The organism is Paraburkholderia panacisoli (genome assembly GCF_008369935.1).
Classification (GTDB): Bacteria; Pseudomonadota; Gammaproteobacteria; order Burkholderiales; family Burkholderiaceae; genus Paraburkholderia; species Paraburkholderia panacisoli.
The window spans coordinates 43958-62832 of sequence record NZ_VTUZ01000052.1; the positions used below are offsets into that span (position 1 = coordinate 43958).

The following is an 18875-nucleotide window of genomic DNA, read 5'->3' on the forward strand; positions in this document are numbered from 1 at the left end:
CTGGCGGCGTGCCCCACGACGCTTCGCTTATGACAGGTGATGCACCTCCTGCAGCCCGAACACCGGCGTCGGTATGCCTTCCATTCGCGCCTTCAGCTGCAGCGACAGATACTGCGAGTAATGGCGCGACTGATGCAGATTGCCGCCGTGAAACCACAGCGCCGGCTGCTGCGTGGGCTTCCACATGTTGCGCTGCTCGCCTTCCCAGGGCCCGGGGTCTTTCGTCGTATTCGAACCGAGGCCCCACACCTTGCCTACCTTGTCGGCAACTTCGCGCGAGATCAGGTCGGCGGCCCAGCCGTTCATCGAACCGTATCCGGTTGCGTAAACCAGCACGTCCGCTTCGAGTTCACTTCCGTCGCTCAGCAGCACCGAGTGCTCTTTCAGCTCCACCACGTCGACGCCGCTCTTCAGCTTGATCTTCCCGTTAGCCACCAGTTCGGACGCGCCGACATCGATGTAGTAACCCGAGCCGCGCCGCAGGTACTTCATGAATAGCCCCGAATCGTCATCGCCGAAATCGAGCATGAAGCCGCTCTTTTGCAGGCGATCGTAGTAGTCGGCGTCGCGCTCCCTGATCGCGTTGAACACCGGAATCTGGAATTCGTGAAGGATGGCGTACGGAATCGATGCGAAGGTCAGATCGGCTTTCGCGGTCGTCATGCCAGCGGCCACCGCGCGCTCCGAATAGAGATCGCCGAGCGCGAACTCCATCAGCGAGTCCGACTTGACGATGTGCGTGGACGAGCGCTGCACCATCGTCACGTCGACGCCGGCTTCCCACAGCGCAGCGCAGATGTCGTGCGCCGAATTGTTCGCGCCGATCACGACGACCTTCTTGCCGCGATAGCCATCCGGGCCCGGATGCCGCGACGAATGATGCTGCTCGCCCTTGAACACGTCCATGCCCTTGAATTTGGGCAGGTTCGGCTTGCCCGACATGCCGGTGGCCAGCACGAGCTGCCTGGGCCGTAACGTGATGTTGCGCCCGTCGCGCTCGACTTCCACGATCCATTCGCCTTTGGCCTCGTCATAACGCGCGGACTTGCAGGTGGTCGACCCCCAGTAGTTCAGCTCCATCACCTTCGTGTACATCTCCAGCCAGTCGCCGATCTTGTCCTTCGGCGTGAATACCGGCCAGTTGTCGGGGAAGGGCAGGTACGGCATATGGTCGTACCAGACCGGATCGTGCAGGCAGAGCGTCTTGTAGCGATTGCGCCACGCATCGCCGGGCCGGGCGTTCTTATCGATGATGATGGTCGGCACGCCCAGCTGCCGCAGCCGCGCACCGAGGCCGATCCCGCCTTGCCCGCCGCCAACGATCAGGCAATAGGGCTGCGACGAGTTGCCGAGCGCGTCGAGTTCGGCCTCGCGGTTTTCTTTCCAGCTCGTGCGATCGGGACGCGCGCCGTGCTCGGCGCCCATCGGCCGGCGCGGTCCCTTCGGCTCTTCGTGGCCCTTGAGTTCGGCCATCGTCGTGAGCAGGGTCCAGATCCGGCCGTTGTTCAGGCGAATGAATCCGCTGCCGCGTGCGACTTCGGTTTCGAACGTGATCCAGCCTTGCGTCACGCCGTTCGCGTCGGTGGCGGGCTCCTCTTGTTCCGCGAGTTTCAGCTTCGAAGGCTTGATCGCACCGAGCTGCGCATCCAGCATCGCGGCGATCTGTTCGCGGCCTTCCATGGTCTTGATGTTCCAGGTGAACGCGACCAGATCGCGCCAATAGCAATCGGGCTGGAACAGTTCGAGGGCTGCCGCGGTGTCGCCGCTTTGCAGGGCGGCATCAAGCGCTTCGAGAACGCGGGAGATCGGGCGGTTGACATTGTTTTCAGGCATGGTTGCTCCTCCATACGGAACGGATAGTGAACTTCGATTGGAAACGCGGGTTCTGCGCCCGCTAAGGGAATCGATTGAGCGCGGCTAGCACTTGTGCGGCGGCAGGATGTGTAGCTTGGCAATGCGCCGGTATAACGTCGCGCGTGACATGCCCAGCGCTTGCGCGGCCTGCTCCGTGCGCCACTTTGCTTCGCCCATCGCGGCGACGATGCGCTTGCGTTCGAGCGCATCGCTATCGGACATCGCGGGCGTGTCGGGTGTCTCAGTAGCTTGGGAGTTGGCGCGTTGCCCTGGGGCCTCGCGTTTCGCCGGCATTCGCGCAACGGGCGGCGGCCGCACGCGCGCATAGAGCGTCGAACCCGAGTCGTTCAGTCTGAGCGCGACGAGCCCCCGGCTCGCCTTGGCGGCAAACAGGCGCTCCGGCGCAATGTCGAACAACTCCGCGACGGGACGCGGCAACTGGTTGAGCGCCGGCACGCATTCACGCGCGCGCCGGTTCGCGGCGATCGCCTGGCCGCATGCATCGATCGCAATGAGAATTTCCGGCTGCGCTTCGACGTAGTGACGATTGCGATGTGCGAGCAGCACCCAGCAGTCCGTTGCCGCGTTCAGAAAATACGCGTCTTCGATCAGCAGCGCGCTCTGCCGCACGATATGGTTGACGAGCCGCTGGCTCTCGCGCTCGTCGGGTGAGCGCACCGCCGATGCGTCCAGCACGCCGAGCAGTTCACCGTGCAAGCCGAAGATCGGCGACGCGCTGCAGGTCAGCGTCGTGAACGCCGCGCGAAAGTGATCGATCCTGTGCACGGTGATCGGTTCGGCGTCGAGCAGCACCGACGCGATGCCGCAAGTGCCTTCTTCGCTTTCCGACCAGCACGAGCCGAGATAGAGGCCCGCGCGTTTGAAGTCGTGGCGGCGGTCGCGATCGACGCGGTAGTCGATGGTCACGCCTTGCGCGTCGGTGAGCATCACGCAGTAGTCGGCCTCGCGCACCATTTCATGCAGCCGCGACAGACACTGGCCGGACGCGCGCAGGAAGGTTTCCTCGCGATGCTGCACGTCGCGCAATTCGGGCGTGGTGAGAACGCGCGGGCCGGCGGTCGCGCCGGGGTCGAGGTGGTATTGCTCCAGCGAGCGCCGGTACGACGACGCGAGCCGCTTGCCGTCCGCGCCGGGCCGGGTGGTCCGTCCTTCGATCACATTGCAGACGCGGTCGATATGTCGGGTCGACGGAACGTAGGGCATCACGAGTCTCCGGGCGAATACAACGCGAATACGGCGCGAGCTGGGTGCTGGAGGCATTGTGCGCCACCTGGGGCGCCGCATGTCTCCGAAGCTGAAACGTACAGGATGGTTTTTAGCATGCGTGCTCCGGCAGATCACACTGCGCTGCACCATGGACGTGAGTGAGATTTTTTTCTCACCCGCACGCGCCGTCTCGCGGGCGGGTACGGGCCTTTTCGGGGCCGCATGCGTCGTCCACCGCAATTCACCCGTCTCGGTAGTAAACCCAGTGCCCACAGTTTAAGCATGGTGGTCTACTCATCACACCAGCACAGCACATGTGTGATCTGTGGATTCTCGCCGAGGTCGCGAGTCAAGTCGGAGGACGCAATGCAAACCGCAACGCAAACCGCTCAGGCCAGCCAACTGGAGCGTTCGACCATACGGAAGGTGTCGATGCGGCTCGTGCCGTTCGTCGCGCTGATGTTCTTCATCAACTTCCTCGACCGCACCGCCATTTCATTCGCCGGGCCGAACGGCATGACGAAGGACCTCGGCCTCGATGCCGCGCAGTTCGGTTTTGCGGCGGGCGTGTTCTTCATCGGCTACATCTTTCTGGAAGTGCCGAGCAACCTGGCGTTGCACAAATTCGGCGCGCGCCGCTGGCTCGCGCGAATCATGGTGACGTGGGGCATCGTCGCGCTGCTGTTCACGTGGGTGAGCAGCGTGCCGGGGCTCTATGCGCTGCGTTTTCTGCTTGGCGTCGCCGAAGCGGGCTTCTTTCCCGGCGCGATTCTGTTTCTGAGCACGTGGGTGCCGCAGCGTCATCGCAGCCACATCCTCGCGCTGTTCTACCTCGCGCAACCGCTGACGATCGTGATCGGTGCGCCGTTTGCCGCGCTGCTGATCGGCGCGCATGGGGTGCTCGGCCTCGCCGGCTGGCGCGTGATGTTTCTCGGCGTCGCGGTGCCGGCGATCGTGATCGGCATCGTCGCGTGGTTCTATCTGACTGACCGGCCGTCCGACGCGCGCTGGCTCACGTCCGACGAACGCACATGGCTCACCGAGGAACTCGAAGCCGAGCAGCGTGCGCGCGAAACGAATGCCGTCCACCACCGGCATCATGCGGGCGCCGCGCTGAAGAGCGGCCGCGTGTGGATGTTCTCGCTGATGTACTTCGGCCTGATCTACGGCCTGTATGCGCTTGCGTTCTTTCTGCCGACCATCATCGGCGGCTTTGAAGGCCAGTTCGGCTCGCACTTCAACGTGTTCCAGAAGGGCTTGATCACCGCGGTTCCGTATCTGCCGGCGGCGATCGTGCTGTTCCTCTGGAGCCGCAACGCGACGAAGCATGGCGTGCGCAACTGGCACATCGGCATTCCGGCGCTGATCGGCGCGTTGAGCATTCCGCTCGCGCTGTTCATGAAGTCGCCGTCGGCGAGCATTGCCGTCATCACGATCACGGCCTGCGCGATCTTCTCCGCGCTGCCGAACTTCTGGGCGCTGCCCGCGCGCTTTCTGTCCGGCGCGGCGGCCGCCGCGGGCATCGCGCTGATCAACACGGTCGGCAATCTGGCTGGCTTCGTCGCGCCCTACTTGACCGGCGCGATGAAAGACGCGACCGGCTCGTATCACGCGCCGATGTTCGTGGTCGGCGTTTTCATGCTGATGAGCGCCGTGCTCGCTTTCGTGTTCTGCGCCGAGCGCGGCACAGGAACGGCCGATGAATCGGCGGCGATCGCGCTGGATCCGCACGCCGGCTGAGCCTCACGACTAATACCGAACAGACAGCGAACAGACAGCGAACCCTTCGAAGGAGATAGAACCATGAAAGAGAAAATTGCATTGATCGGCGCGGGCGGAAAAATGGGCTTCCGTCTGACCAGCAATCTGTTGAAATCGGACTACCGCGTTGCTCACGTCGAAGTGAGCGAGGCGGGCCGCAAGCGCCTGAAGGACGAACTGAAGGTCGATTGCGTGTCCATCGACGCGGCGATCGACGGCGCGCAGGTGGTGATTCTCGCGGTGCCCGACACGCTGATCGGCAAGCTCAGCCATGAGATCGCGCCGAAGCTGCCGTCCGGCACGATGGTGATGACGCTCGACGCGGCCGCGCCGTTCGCCGGCCATCTGCCGAACCGCCCCGACCTGACGTACTTCGTTGCGCACCCGTGCCACCCGCTGATCTTCAACGACGAATCCGATCCGCAAGCGCGGCGCGATTTCTTCGGCGGCGCGTATGCGAAGCAGTCGATCACGAGCGCGTTGATGCAGGGCCCCGAGTCCGCGTTCGACCTCGGTGAAGACGTGGCGAAGACGATCTATCAGCCGATCCTGCGTTCATACCGCCTGAGCGTCGACCAGATGGCGCTGCTCGAACCAGGCCTCTCCGAGACGATCTGCGCGACGCTGCTCTATGTGATGCGCGAAGCGATGGACGAGACCGTGAAGCGCGGTGTGCCGAAAGAAGCGGCGCGCGATTTCCTGCTCGGCCACATGAACATCCTGAGCGCGGTGATCTTCAACGAGATTCCCGGCGCGTTCTCCGATGCGTGCAACAAGGCGATCGAGTTCGGCAAGCCGCGCCTGATGCGCGACGACTGGAAGGGCGTGTTCGAGCGCGACGAAATCGCCGAGAGCATCCGCCGCATTACCTGATGCGCGCCGCGACTTCTCCTTACCGACTTTCGACAGGGACTGCATTGTGAGCGAACGCATCTACGCAACTTACTGGCTGGAAACGGGCGACGATCCACGCCGCGCCGCCGATACCATCGCGGGCGAACAGTCGAGCGGCACCTTCGTGGCGCTGCCGACCGAGACGCCCGAGCTGAAGGCGCGCTCCGGGGCGCGCGTCGAGCGGCTCGAGATTCTCGACACCTCCGACGAGCCCCACCTCGCCGGCGGTTTCGCGTCGAACCGCTATACGCGCTGCACGCTCGAACTGTCGTGGCCGATCGAGAACTTCGGCCCTTCGCTGCCGAACCTGATGTCGACCATCGCGGGCAATCTGTTCGAGTTGCGTCAGGTGTCGGGCTTGCGGCTCACCGGATTGAAGTTGCCGCCATCGTTCGCCGCGGCCTATCCGGGACCGGCATTCGGGATTGAAGGCACGCGTCGTCTGAGCGGCGTCACGCATGGTCCGCTGATCGGCACGATCATCAAGCCGAGCGTCGGCCTGTCAGCTGAGCAGACCGCGCAGCAGGTGCGCGAACTCGTCGAGGGCGGCATCGATTTCATCAAGGACGACGAACTGCAGGCCGACGGTTCGCACTGCCCGTTCGACGAGCGCGTGAAAGCGGTGATGCGCGTCGTCAACGAGCATGCGGAGCGCACCGGCAAGAAGGTGATGGTCGCCTTCAATCTGACCGGCGATCTCGATCAGATGCGCCGCCGTCACGATCTCGTGCTTGAACACGGTGGCACCTGCGTGATGGCGGTGCTCAATTCCGTGGGGCTGGTCGGTCTGCATGAGCTGCGGCGTCATTCGCAACTGCCGATTCATGCGCATCGCGCGGGCTGGGGTTATCTGACGCGCAGCGAAGGGCTCGGCTGGGACTACGCGCCGTGGCAGATGCTCTGGCGTCTCGCGGGTGCGGATCACATGCACGTGAACGGCTTGCGCAACAAGTTCAGCGAATCCGACGACAGTGTGATCGCCTCCGCACGTGCGGTGCTCGCGCCGGTCATGCCGGAAGCGCCGATGACCGCGATGCCCGTGTTCAGCTCGGGCCAGACAGGTTTGCAGGCCGCCGACACCTACGCCGCGATCGGCCGCGCCGACCTGATTCATACGGCGGGCGGCGGTATCTTCGGCCATCCGCAGGGTGTCGCGGCGGGCGTCGAGGCGCTGCGCGAAGCGTGGGTCGCCGCGATCGAAGGCGTGCCGCTCGAACGTCATGCCGTGCGTCATGCGTCGTTGCGTGCGGCGCTGGGCTTCTGGAAGTGAGCACGTGATGACCGATCCAGCGAAAGAGGCATTCGGCAACGGTCTGCTGCTCGCGTATTACGGCGACGACTTCACCGGTTCGACCGACGCAATGGAAGCCATGACGGCGGCAGGCGTGCCGACCGTGCTGTGCCTCGACACGCCGACGCCGGATCTGCTCACGCGCTTTCCGGACGTGCGCTGCGTCGGCCTCGCGGGTTCTTCGCGCGGCCGCAGCCCGGCGTGGATGCGCGATGTGCTGCCCGCCGCGTTCGCGGGTCTCGCGGCGCTGGGTGCGCCGATCCTGCAATACAAGGTCTGCTCGACGTTCGATTCGTCGCCGCAAGTCGGCTCGATCGGCGCGGCCATCGACCTCGGCGTGAAGCTGATGCCCGCGCAGTGGTCGCCGATGGTGGTGGGTGCGCCGCGCCTGAAGCGCTATCAGATGTTCGGCAATCTGTTTGCCGCCGTCGATGGCGTCGGCTACCGGCTCGACCGCCATCCGACCATGTCGCGCCATCCGGTCACGCCGATGGACGAAGCGGACCTGCGCGTTCATCTTGGCCGGCAGACTTCGCGACGCATCGATCTCGTCGACATGCTGCAACTACGCGCCGGCGAAGGCGCCTCACGGGTGCGAGCCTTGTGCGCGGCCGACACGCCCGTCGTAATGATCGACGTGCTCGATGACGAGACGCTCGTCGAAGCGGGGCGGCTGGTATGGGAGCAGCGCGCGGGCGGCGTGTTCACCGCGTCGTCGTCCGGGCTGCAATACGCGCTGGCCGCGTACTGGCGCTCACGTGGCTGGTTGCCCGCGACGCCTTCGTTGCCGGTTGCCAGGCCGGTCGAACAGATTGCGGCCGTGAGCGGAAGCTGCTCGCCGGTCACGGCCGCGCAGATTGCGTGGGCACGTGCGAATGGCTTTCATGTCGAACGGCTCGATTTGCATCGCGCGCTCGATCCGCACACGGGCAATGGCGAGATTCTTCGCGCGGTCGCGGTTGCCGCCGCTGCGATCCGCGCGGGCAAGAGCGTGATCGTTCACAGCGCGGAAGGGCCGGACGATCCGGCCGTGCAGGCATTCGACACGATTGCGCGCGACGCGGGCCTGACGCGGCAGGAAGCCGCGCGCAATGTCGGCGGCGCGCTGGCTGAAGTGATGCGTCAGTTGCTGGATCAGGTCGAGCTTTCGCGCGTGGTCGTGGCGGGCGGCGACAGTTCCGGCGAAGTCGCGAGCACGTTGGGGATCGATGCGCTGAGTGTCGCCGCCGGGCTCGCGCCTGGCGCGCCGTTGTGCCGCGCATGGTCGTCGTCGGCACGGCGCGATGGGCTCGAAATCGTGCTGAAGGGAGGCCAGATTGGCGGCACGGATTTCTTCGGTACAGTCAGAACCGGTCGATAGCATCTCGTCCGATCGCTTCGATGCGAGTCGTGCTTCGTTGCTGCATGCTGCGTCGCTGCAGTTCCTCGCAAAGACCTGAGAGTCTATGGTATCGTCATCACACCAGAAGCTTGAATGACGAAAACGTAATGGGCGAGATCATCCCGCGTCGGAAACTGTACCAGGAGGTCGTGGACCGTCTGATGGAGCGCATTCGCTCGGGTGAAATCGCGCCCGGCGCGCAGTTGCCGTCGGAACGCGAACTGATGGAAATCTATGGCGTCGGCCGGCCGGCTGTCAGAGAGGCGCTGCAGACGCTCGAACGTTCGGGCATCGTCGAGATCGTGCATGGCGAACGCGCGCGCGTCGTCGTGCCCACGGCGGACCGGCTCATCGGCCAGATTGCCGGCGGCGCGATGCATCTGCTGCGCACGCATCCCGACATGCTGGAGCATCTGAAGCACGCACGCCTCTTTCTAGAGACCGGCACCGCGCGCATGGCTGCCGAACGTGCGACCGAAGAGGATGTCGCGCGGCTGCAATTGAGCGTGGCTCAACATCGCGCATCGATGGTCAACCTCGAAGAGTTCATTGAACGCGACATGGCATTTCATCGCGAGATCGCGAAGATCAGCGGCAATCCGATTTTTCCTTCGATCGTCGAATCGCTGTTTCGCTGGGCCGGCGAATACTATCGACCGCTGGTGCGCGCACCAGGTGCAGAGGAGCTGACGCTTTCGGAGCATCAGCGTATTGTCGATGCGATCGCCAAACACGACGGCGACGAAGCCGCGCAAGCGATGCGCGCGCATCTGACTCGCGCCAACGAGCTTTATCGCACGTTGATCACGTGATACAGCTGTGAATCACGCGCAAGCCAGATAACCAGTTGATTAAGCGGCTCGTATATTCCACGAGCCGAAGTTTTTACTGGTTGAAAATGCCGGTCTTGACACTGACGTCCGACACGCTCATGGAATAGCGTTTCACGACGTTGGACGAATCGAATAGAACGACCAGTTCCTTCTTCTCGCCGCTCTGGCTGGAGCCAAACCAGTTCACCACGGGGATGAAATTAACCCCGTCGGAGTGCATCTTCGCGAATTCATAACGCCACACTTCGAGTCCCGCGTCCGTGAATTCCGTCTTCTGCGGCGACCCGAATCTTGCGCGGATTTCCTGCTTGGTGGTCTTTCCCTCTGCGATCTTTGTCGAGACTGTTGCTTCCGATTCAGAACGCAAGCTCTCATTGCCAGTGCCGGCGCAGCCAGCCAGGACCAGAGCTAGAGCAAGTACAGCGATTTTCTTCACGCATCCCCCGTTTGGTCTTAAAGATTAATGAATAACGCCCGGCTGATTGTGGATAGTCCTGGACGTCATCCATTCCTGTTATCGGGAGGTTGTAAGAAAAATTGAGGGTTGAGGAAATAAATTTTCCGTTTTGATTTTGCGGCGCCATACGTGAGTTGGACAAACAGCGCCGGAAATAATGATTGCTCGTGAATCGCTGCTGACGATGCCGGCAAAGGCCAAATAACAGAAGTTCCAAATCAATCGCGGCGAAGTTCGTGCCTTATACCGTCGCCTCACTGATCATCTACGGGCTGTGCGTCGCGCGCTATTTTCCGCCGAAGATGGCGCGTCGCCAGCATCGCTCCACGCGGTTCGCGTGACCGGTCGAGTGAGGGGAGCCGCTACGCATGCTCCCCCACCTCGGTCCTCAGATCGTGCGCAATGAAATCGACAAACGCGCGAATGCGATTGGACATCTGATGCCGCTGGGAATAGACCGCGAAGATATCGGCGTTCGGTGTTTCGTGATCGGGCAGCACGCGAACGAGAGACCCGTCCGCCAGGTACTGCTTGATATCCCATTCGGCCCGCATCAGGATGCCGTGCCCTTCGAGCGCCCACTTGACGGCAATTTCGCCGTCATTCGTCGTCAGCGTGCCGTTGATCCGTACCGCCTCCGTCTTGCGGGATGCCCCTCTGCCCGACGTCAGACGCCACACTCCATAAGCCTCGTCCCCCTGCCGGATGCCGATGCAGTTGTGCCGCGTGAGGTCATGCGCGGTCATCGGCATGCCATGCGACGCGATATACGAGGGCGCCGCGCACAGCAGCCGCCGGTTCACGGCGAGACGCCTCGCGACCACCCGCGTATCGGGCGGCTCGCCGAAGCGGATGCAGACGTCGAACGCGTCGTCGGTCAAAGGCGGCGGCGTCACCGACAACTGGAGTTGCACGGACACCTGCGGATACTCCGCGACGAACCGCGAGATCGCAGGCGCGACGTGGCTTCGTCCAAAGCCGAGCGTCGCATTCACGCGTAGCAATCCCTTCGGACTTTCCCTCGCCGTGCCGAGCAGTTCCGACAACTGATCGATCTCGTCGAGAATCCGGCGCGCGTGCTCGACATAAAGCTCGCCCTCGGGCGTGAGCATCATCCTGCGGGTGGTCCGGTTGATGAGCGCCACGCCCGCGCGGCTCTCCATTTGCGTCAGGCGCTTGCTGACAGCGGCCGGCGTCAGCCCCAATTCGCGCGCGGCCGCGCTCAGGCTGCCCGACGCCGCAAGCGTCGAGAAAAAACTCAAATCGGCCGGTTGGACGGTCTCACGCATCGTGTGAACTTGTGAATTCAAGTTAAAGATGGTTTGAGTTTAGCACCGGTTTTGGAGTCCGGATGTCAGTAAAGTTCAGTCACACCCCAACACCATGAAGGACGGAGACATGAAAACCTATCGCATCGCAACCATTCCGGGCGACGGTATCGGCAAGGAGGTCGTGCCGGCCGGTCAGCAGGTTCTCGAGGCGCTCGCGAAGTCGGATAAATCGTTCGCGTTCGAGTTCGAAAGCTTCGACTGGGGCGGCGACTATTACCGCAAGCACGGCGTGATGATGCCGGAGAACGGTCTGGACGCGATTTGCGACAAGGACGCGATCCTGTTCGGTTCGGCGGGCGACCCCGACATTCCCGACCACATCACGCTGTGGGGCCTGCGCCTGAAGATCTGCCAGGGCCTCGATCAATACGCGAACGTGCGGCCGACCCGCATCCTGCCGGGCATCGACGCGCCGCTCAAGCGCTGCAAGCCGGAAGACCTGAACTGGGTGATCGTCCGCGAGAACTCCGAGGGCGAATATTCGGGCGTGGGCGGCCGGGTCCACCAGGGGCATCCGATCGAAGCGGCCACGGACGTGTCGATCCTCACTCGGGCCGGCGTCGAGCGAATCATGCGCTTCGCGTTCCGGCTCGCGCAATCGCGTCCGCGCAAGCTGCTGACCGTCATCACGAAGAGCAACGCGCAGCGCCACGCGATGGTGATGTGGGACGAGATCGCGCTCGAAATTTCGAAGGAGTTTCCGGACGTCAAATGGGACAAGGAACTGGTGGACGCGTCGACCGCGCGCATGGTCAACCGTCCCGAGTCGCTCGATACGATCGTCGCGACCAATCTGCATGCGGACATTCTCAGCGACCTGGCCGCGGCACTGGCCGGCAGTCTCGGGATCGCGCCGACCGGCAATATCGATCCGGAGCGCCGCTATCCGTCGATGTTCGAGCCGATTCACGGCTCCGCCTTCGACATCATGGGCAAGGGGCTTGCCAATCCGGTCGGCACTTTCTGGTCGGTCGTGATGCTGCTCGAACATCTCGGCGAATTCGACGCGGCCAAGCGTGTGATGCAGGCCGTCGAAAAAGTCACCGCCGACAAGTCTCTCCACACCCGCGACCTGGGCGGCACCGCAACGACGGCTCAGGTCACCGACGCAGTCTGTGCGTTGCTGGAAAAGTCCGCGGTTCCCGCAGCGAATGCGGCATGAGCCAGGCTGAATTCAACGCCTGACGCAGCGCGCCTGCCTGACGGCGGGCGTGCATCCGCGAGCAGTCGCGACAGCACGATCGACACACGAGGCCGCAGCAATTCGCGGCCCGGATCGACTCGTCCCGACGCTCAGAAAAAAGCCGGAGACACGATGTTCACTTCCTCCACCCAGGCGTATTTCGCTTCTGTTGCGGCCTTGCCGGCCGCTGCGCGGGAGCAGCAATGAATAGCCCGGCAACCCGTGAGCCATTGCCGATAAACGGCGCGTTGGACGGCCTCGAAGTCGATGGTCTGTTGAAGGACATGTTCGGCGCCGCGATCGCGACCGCACAACCGGCGTTGCGCGTGCCGGACTTCCTGCCACAGCCGCCGCGTGGGCGGACCATCGTCGTCGGGGCAGGGAAAGCCTCGGCTGCCATGGCGAAAGCGGTGGAAGACCACTGGGCCGGTCCCCTCGAAGGGCTCGTTGTCACGCGCTACGGCTACGCGGTGGAGTGCGAGCGCATCGAGATCGTCGAGGCCGCGCACCCGGTCCCCGACGAGCAAGGTCTCGAAGCAGCCGAACGCCTGCTGCGGCTCGTCTCGGGACTGAGCGCCGACGATCTGGTCATCTGCGTCATCTCGGGCGGAGGATCGTCGCTTCTGCCGCTGCCCGCCGAAGGTCTCACGCTGCGGGACAAGCAGGAAATCAATCAGGCGCTGCTCGCGAGCGGCGCAACCATCGCCGAAATGAATTGCGTGCGCCGTCATCTGTCGGCGATCAAGGGCGGCCAGCTCGCGGCCGCCTGCTTCCCGGCACGCGTAGTCAACCTGATCATCTCGGACGTCCCGGCCGATGCCGCAAGCGATATCGCGTCGGGTCCAACGGTTCCCGACACGACCACCTGCGCGGATGCGCTCGCCGTGCTGCGTCGCTACGAAATTTGCGCGTCGCCCGCGGCAATCGCGCTGCTGGAAAAAGGATTGACGGAAACCTTGAAGCCCGGCGATCCACGTTTGCCCAACATTGAAACGCACCTGATCGCCACGCCTCAGCTCGCGCTCGAAGCGGCTGCGACGAAGTCGCGCGAGGCGGGCATCGAGGTGCACATTCTCGGCGACGCGATCGAAGGCGAGGCCCGCGACGTCGGCGCGGTGATGGCGGGCATCGCGAAGCAGGTGAGCCGGCGCGGCCAACCGTTTCGCGCGCCCTGCATCCTGCTGTCCGGCGGCGAGACGACGGTCACGATTCGCGGCGACGGCCGGGGCGGCCGCAACGTCGAGTTTCTGCTCTCGCTCGGCGTCGCGCTCAATGGCGAACCCGGCGTGTTCGCGCTGGCAGGCGATACGGATGGCGTGGACGGTCAGGAAGAAATTGCGGGTGCACTGCTGCGGCCGGACACGCTGGAGCGGGCTCGCGAGCGCGGCATCCGTGAGTCCGAGCGCCTCGAAAACAACGACGCTCATGGCTTCTTTCAGGCGCTTGGCGACTCGGTCATCACCGGGCCGACGCTGACCAACGTCAATGATTTTCGTGCCATCTTCATCGCCGCGCAGCACGGCGATCTTTCCAGGAGTCGATAAAGATGCGCCGCACTCGTAATGCCAAAATCGTCGCTACGCTGGGTCCCGCGAGCACGAGTCACGACACCATCGAAGCACTGTTCAATGCAGGAGCCGATGTCTTCCGGCTGAACTTCAGCCACGGCACGCACGAGGATCATCAACGTCGCCTCGAAGTCATCCGGTCCGTTGAAAAGAGCATGGGGCGACCCATCGGCGTGCTGCTCGATCTTCAGGGGCCGAAGCTGCGGATCGGTACGTTTGCGCACGGCCCGATTTTCCTCGAGAAGGGCGCCGCGTTTCGACTCGACCTCGACGCGAAGACGCCCGGCGACGTGACCCGCGTTTCCCTTCCACACCCTGAAATCTTCGCGGCCCTCCAGATACGGACCAACCTGTTGCTCGACGATGGTCGCGTGCAGTTGCGCGTCGAGCGCTGCGGGTCGGACTTCGCCGAAACGACCGTGATCGTCGGCGGCCCGCTGTCCGAGCGCAAGGGCGTCAACGTTCCCGACGTGGTGCTGCCGCTCTCGGCGATGACGCAGAAGGATCGCCGCGATCTGGAGTTCGGCCTCACGCTGGGCATCGACTGGCTGGCGCTTTCTTTCGTGCAACGCGTCGAAGACATTCGCGAGGTCCGCAAGATCGTCGGCGACCGGGTCGGGATCGTCGCCAAGCTGGAGAAGCCGGCAGCGATCGGCAGCCTCGATGCGATCGTCGACGAGGCAGATGCCGTGATGGTCGCTCGCGGCGACCTCGGCGTCGAAATGCCGGCCGAGCAGGTGCCCGCGATCCAGAAGCGAATCGTTCGCGCGTGCCGCAAGGCCGGCAAGCCGGTCATCGTCGCAACGCAAATGCTCGAATCGATGGTCACGGCGCCGGTGCCGACGCGGGCCGAAGCCTCGGATGTCGCCACCGCCATCTACGACGGCGCCGACGCCGTGATGCTGTCGGCCGAATCGGCGAGCGGCAAATACCCTGTCGAAGCGGTGCGCATGATGGACCTCATCATCTCGCAGACCGAGCGCGACCCTTATTACCGCGAAGTCATCGCGGCCTCGCATGCAGCGCCTCGCGCCAACACCTCGGATGCGATCGGCTACGCGATGCGGCACGTCACGGGCCTCCTGAACGCGGTCGCGACGGTTGCGTACACCAGTTCCGGCTATTCGGCCCTGCGCATGGCGCGCGAGCGGCCGTGCGCACCGATCGTCGGCATGACGCCGCAGACCGGGACGGCACGTCGTCTGGCGCTGGTTTGGGGTGTCCATCCCGTCGTGTGCAAGGAACTCGTTGACGCGCTCGAAGTGAGCGAGCTTGCCTGCGACACCGTGCGCGACGAAGGTTTCGGCGTAAGCGGTCAGACCGTCGTGATCTCCGCAGGTATGCCGTTCGGCACGCCCGGCACAACTAACCTTCTGCGCATTGCGCAGATCCAGTGAGGCATCGAATGGCACGCATCAAGGATATTCACGGCTTCTTTGAGCTGCCCGATTCGCGGGGCAGCGGCACCAGGGTGCTGGCTTCAGGAGTCCGATAAGAAGTGCCGCGCAGACGGCTGACGTACCGATAACACCGCATCTTCCCATAGAGCACTGCTCGACCCTCCAAGGAGGAGACACAATGATTTCCGATCTCGAAGCGCGGGTTTCCCGCAAGCTGATGCTGCGGATTATTCCGTTTGTGATGTTGCTGTACTTCGTCAGCTTTCTCGACCGCGTCAACGTAGGGTTCGCGGCGATGACCATGAACAACGCCATCGGGCTTTCGCCGGCCGCGTTCGGCCTTGGCGGCGGCCTTTTTTTCATCGGCTACTTTCTTTTCGAAGTGCCTTCGAATCTGATTCTGCACAAAGTGGGCGCGCGTAGATGGATCGCGCGGGTGATGGTGTCGTGGGGCATCGTGTCGGCGGCCTCTGCGTTCGTCGTTGGCCCGACCAGTTTTTATGTTCTGCGATTTACTCTGGGGGTCGCCGAGGCCGGCTTCTTCCCGGGCATCATTCTTTACCTCAGCTTGTGGTTCCCGACCCGGCAACGCGCGGTAGCGGCGGCGTGGTTCATGGCGGCCGCTCCAATCTCCACGGCCATCGGCTCGCCGCTCTCGGGCGCAATCATGAAACTCCCAACGATGTGGGGTTTGGCCGACTGGCAGCTGCTCTACATCATTGAAGCAGTGCCCGCGATCATTCTCGGCTTCGTGGTGCTGAAGTACCTGACGGACTCGCCTTCGAAGGCGCAATGGCTGGAGAGCGACGAACGCGAATGGCTGATCGCCAGATTGAAAATGGAAGCCGATGCGAGGCAGTCGCATGCCGGTCACACGGCGGGCGCGCTCGGTGCATTGCGTGACCCGCGTGTACTTGCACTGGCACTGATCTACTTTGGCACTTCGGCCGGACTCTACACGCTGGGGCTGTGGGCGCCGCTGATCATTCGCCAGTACGGCTTCGGTTCGTTCGAAACCGGGCTCATCGCAGGTGTGCCCAGTATTCTGGCCGTCGTCGCGATGATCATGTGGGCCAAGCATTCGGACCGTACGGAAGAACGGACGTGGCATGTGGTGATTCCATGTGTGATTGCTTGCCTCGGATTCGTTTTCGCCGGGGGCGCCAGCAGCGCATTGATGATTATTCTTGCGCTCGTTGTGGTGAACATCGGGATCAGCGCCGCCAAAGCGCCGCTGTGGGCGATGCCGAGTGTGTTTCTCTCGGGTGCCGGGGCAGCTGCGGGTATCGCGATGATCAATTCCGTCGGCAATCTTGGCGGCTTTGTCGGTCCGTTTGCGATAGGCTGGCTGAAGGATGTGACGGGCGGGTATGCGGCCGGTTTGTATGTGGTGGGGGCGACGCTCGCTGTGTCTGCGGTGGTGACGCTATTGCTGAGCCGGCAGGCGAAGCAGGCGCCGGGTGCCGTGGGGGAGCGGCATGGGCATTGATGGCTTGGGTGGCATCTGCAATTCGCTTCTCCGGATATTCGAAGCCGCCGCGATGCCGCCTTTCGATGGACTCCTGGGGCGTGGCGAACGACCTTGCTATCCGAGACGTAGAATATCTACCGCCACTGCGAACGCCTACTCTCGCTGAATAGAAATCCGATTAAAACTAATTCGCCCCAGATCTGTAAGGAGACAGGGAGGGGTGAGCCAACGTCTCGTTGTTCGCTAAAGCACGCGAAACGGCTGAAACATCCAGCTTAATGAGCCTATATCTCCTCGATTTGCGCCACGACGTTTCTACGGGATATCGCGCGGTTATGCTTCAGTGCAACATGTCAGTGTTTCTTATTTTCTCTCGCGCAAGTGCATAGTGTTGTGGCCATGTCGCGACGCGATAGGAGTTCCAGAGACGCCGTGCCACAGCGCATTGCAGGGGGCGTTCCGCGCAATGAGATCGAGCCATCCGGCGAATGCACCCCGATGGCCCATGAATGCCCGGTCATTGTTGGGAGACATACTATGCTCTACCCGCCTGACGCGTTTGTTCGACGGATCAAGGACAGTGCAAAACAGTTTATTCCAGATGCGATTTTCCTCAGCCTGCTGCATCGGAAACACATTGGCCGCTTCCCGAAACTGTTCCACCCCACGACATTCAACGAAAAGATCCTGCAACGCAGCTTACGGCCCGACCCGCGCTACGGTGCGCTGACCGATAAGCTCGCCGTGCGGGCCTATGTCAAGGCCAAGGTCGGCGAGAAGTATCTGGTGCCGTTGATTGCGTCGCCCACCGTTTTCACGCGGGCGGTCTTCGATACGCTGCCCAACTCCTTCGTGATGAAAGCGAATCACGGAAGTAGCTTTGTCGAAGTCGTTCGGGACAAGTCGCAACAAACTTTTGAGAGCTTGCAGAATCTGGCCGACCGGTGGACGTCTACCGACTTCTACAGAATCGCCCGGGAACGCCATTACCGGGATATTCAGCCGCGCATTTTCTTCGAACATCTTCTTCTCGACGAACGCGGCCAGATTCCTGCCGACTACAAGGTCCACTGCTTCGGCGGCCGGCCAGGCCGACCGATGATGTTTATCGTCGTGATCTCGGACCGGTTCGGCAAAGACACGCGTGGCGACGTGTACGACGCTCAATGGAACCATCTTGACGTTGGGATCGGCCCTTACGCTCGCAGTCCGACGCCCGCGCCGCCTCCGGAGAATCTGCAAGCGATTCTGGAGACGGCGGCTATCCTGTCGGAGGACTTCAACTATGTTCGCGTCGACCTGTACGCTCCCAACAATGACGTGTACTTTGGCGAGCTAACCTTTACGCCGGGTGCTGGTGTGGTTCCCATGAGGCCCGACCGGGTCGATTTTGAGTGGGGACGGCTTTTGACGTGAGCAACTGAATCTCGCAATAGATCGCAATGCGCTAATTCAACAGAACTGCAGTCTTACACCTATGTTTGAACGCGAACCAGGTGTTCGCGTGCGCAAGCTGTATCGGGGCGGTAGCCTGTCAGCAGTCAGGGCTGGCAACGAAGCGGTGCCGGCGTCCGAGTTGAGCGATGCACTGAAGCAAATCAGTCCGGGTTGCTAGCGGTAAAGCTCGTAAATGCGCTATATGACGGATTGATTGGCGTGCCGTTCACCATAATGCCGAACGTATCGTTTCCGCTATCGAGCACGTAGTACATCACCGACTGGATGTTGTGAGTTTTTCTCGCCTGATAGTACTGACCCAGTTTTGTAGTGATGTAGTTCGCCCGGTACGTCTCGGTTTGTTCCGGGCCCGTGTTCCACTCGGTGATGATGAAAGGCACACCATATCTGGCCTTGCAGTATATCGGCAGATCGAAGCCAGGACCAGCACCGTCGGTACCGAGATTGAAGATATCGCCGTAGGCTTCGTAGTTGTGCCAGGTCGTGATGTCCCAGCGCACCTTGGAATAGCCGCTGCTGCCGTCGGGTTGAGTACCCTCCCACAACGCATCGGACGCGCCAACATCGTTTGCGCAGAAGTTGATTCCGCACTTCGCGGCAGGCTGAACCGATTTCACCCCGTCGATCATGCCACGCATCACGGCTCGCAAGACCGGCCAGTTCGTGTTGTTGAAGTCGAGTGCCTTCGTTCCCGCGTTGGTGGAATCCAGAATAATGGCGCCGTCGCGTGTCAGTTCATTGCCACATTCATAGATGGTGACGCCAT

General features: G+C 62.6%; 14 protein-coding genes and 1 pseudogene. 10 read left to right on the plus strand and 5 right to left on the minus strand.

The genetic code is table 11. The annotated features are described in order from the left end of the window. Positions 1 to 27: 27 nt before the first annotated feature. Together FVF58_RS43010 and FVF58_RS43015 are read right to left on the minus strand one after the other, a co-directional pair. Positions 28 to 1833 carry an NAD(P)/FAD-dependent oxidoreductase gene (locus tag FVF58_RS43010; protein ID WP_149675699.1) on the minus strand — a complete coding sequence of 602 codons (1806 nt, stop codon included), beginning with the start codon at positions 1831 to 1833 and terminating at the stop codon, positions 28 to 30. An 84-nt stretch (positions 1834 to 1917) separates the two neighbouring features. Beyond that, entirely contained in the window at positions 1918 to 3078 is a 1161-nt protein-coding gene (locus tag FVF58_RS43015; protein WP_149675700.1) for a sigma-54-dependent Fis family transcriptional regulator, read from the minus strand. A 369-nt stretch (positions 3079 to 3447) separates the two neighbouring features. Between FVF58_RS43015 and FVF58_RS43020 the strand changes: the two genes are divergently transcribed. The 5 genes from FVF58_RS43020 (at position 3448) to FVF58_RS43040 (ending at position 9220) form a co-directional block, all read left to right on the plus strand. Then, on the plus strand, positions 3448 to 4821 hold the full coding sequence (locus tag FVF58_RS43020; RefSeq protein ID WP_149675701.1) for an MFS transporter: 1374 nt from the start codon (positions 3448 to 3450) through the stop codon (positions 4819 to 4821). 63 nt (positions 4822 to 4884) lie between these two features. Further along, positions 4885 to 5715, plus strand: a complete 831-nt coding sequence (locus FVF58_RS43025; protein ID WP_149675702.1) for a phosphogluconate dehydrogenase C-terminal domain-containing protein — start codon at positions 4885 to 4887, stop codon at positions 5713 to 5715. Between the two features lie 46 nt (positions 5716 to 5761). Then, the gene (locus FVF58_RS43030) at positions 5762 to 7006 is read left to right on the plus strand and encodes a ribulose-bisphosphate carboxylase large subunit family protein (protein WP_149675703.1); all 1245 of its coding nucleotides are present in this window, start codon (positions 5762 to 5764) and stop codon (positions 7004 to 7006) included. Between the two features lie 7 nt (positions 7007 to 7013). Next, positions 7014 to 8387, plus strand: a complete 1374-nt coding sequence (oiaK, locus tag FVF58_RS43035) for a 3-oxo-isoapionate kinase OiaK (RefSeq protein ID WP_149675718.1) — start codon at positions 7014 to 7016, stop codon at positions 8385 to 8387. 128 nt (positions 8388 to 8515) lie between these two features. Next, positions 8516 to 9220 carry a transcriptional regulator NanR gene (locus FVF58_RS43040; RefSeq protein WP_149675704.1) on the plus strand — a complete coding sequence of 235 codons (705 nt, stop codon included), beginning with the start codon at positions 8516 to 8518 and terminating at the stop codon, positions 9218 to 9220. Between the two features lie 73 nt (positions 9221 to 9293). Here FVF58_RS43040 and FVF58_RS43045 read toward each other — a convergent pair whose 3' ends face one another. Both FVF58_RS43045 and FVF58_RS43050 read right to left on the minus strand, forming a co-directional pair. Then, positions 9294 to 9677: a hypothetical protein gene (locus FVF58_RS43045; protein WP_149675705.1), complete on the minus strand. Its 384-nt coding sequence runs from the start codon at positions 9675 to 9677 to the stop codon at positions 9294 to 9296. Positions 9678 to 10060: 383 nt separating this feature from the next. Beyond that, positions 10061 to 10987 (minus strand): LysR family transcriptional regulator, encoded by a 927-nt coding sequence (locus FVF58_RS43050; RefSeq protein ID WP_149675706.1) that lies wholly within the window; start codon positions 10985 to 10987, stop codon positions 10061 to 10063. 109 nt (positions 10988 to 11096) lie between these two features. Here FVF58_RS43050 and FVF58_RS43055 point away from each other — a divergent pair, with 109 nt between their 5' ends. From FVF58_RS43055 to FVF58_RS43075, 5 genes are all read left to right on the plus strand, one after another. Continuing rightward, the gene (locus tag FVF58_RS43055) at positions 11097 to 12191 is read left to right on the plus strand and encodes a tartrate dehydrogenase (RefSeq protein ID WP_149675707.1); all 1095 of its coding nucleotides are present in this window, start codon (positions 11097 to 11099) and stop codon (positions 12189 to 12191) included. A gap of 305 nt (positions 12192 to 12496) precedes the next feature. After that, complete coding sequence (locus tag FVF58_RS43060) at positions 12497 to 13756, plus strand: glycerate kinase type-2 family protein (protein ID WP_246217465.1); 1260 nt, start codon at positions 12497 to 12499, stop codon at positions 13754 to 13756. Positions 13757 to 13758: 2 nt separating this feature from the next. Further along, positions 13759 to 15177: a pyruvate kinase gene (gene pyk, locus FVF58_RS43065; protein WP_149675709.1), complete on the plus strand. Its 1419-nt coding sequence runs from the start codon at positions 13759 to 13761 to the stop codon at positions 15175 to 15177. A gap of 181 nt (positions 15178 to 15358) precedes the next feature. Continuing rightward, a complete protein-coding gene (locus tag FVF58_RS43070) occupies positions 15359 to 16669 on the plus strand; it encodes an MFS transporter (RefSeq protein WP_149675710.1) in 1311 nt (436 codons plus the stop codon). A gap of 519 nt (positions 16670 to 17188) precedes the next feature. Further along, positions 17189 to 18067: an ATP-grasp fold amidoligase family protein gene (locus FVF58_RS43075; RefSeq protein WP_149675711.1), complete on the plus strand. Its 879-nt coding sequence runs from the start codon at positions 17189 to 17191 to the stop codon at positions 18065 to 18067. A 182-nt stretch (positions 18068 to 18249) separates the two neighbouring features. On the opposite strand, the pseudogene FVF58_RS43080 reads toward FVF58_RS43075, so the two are convergent. Further along, positions 18250 to 18875, minus strand: a pseudogene (locus FVF58_RS43080) (hypothetical protein); the annotation flags it as partial.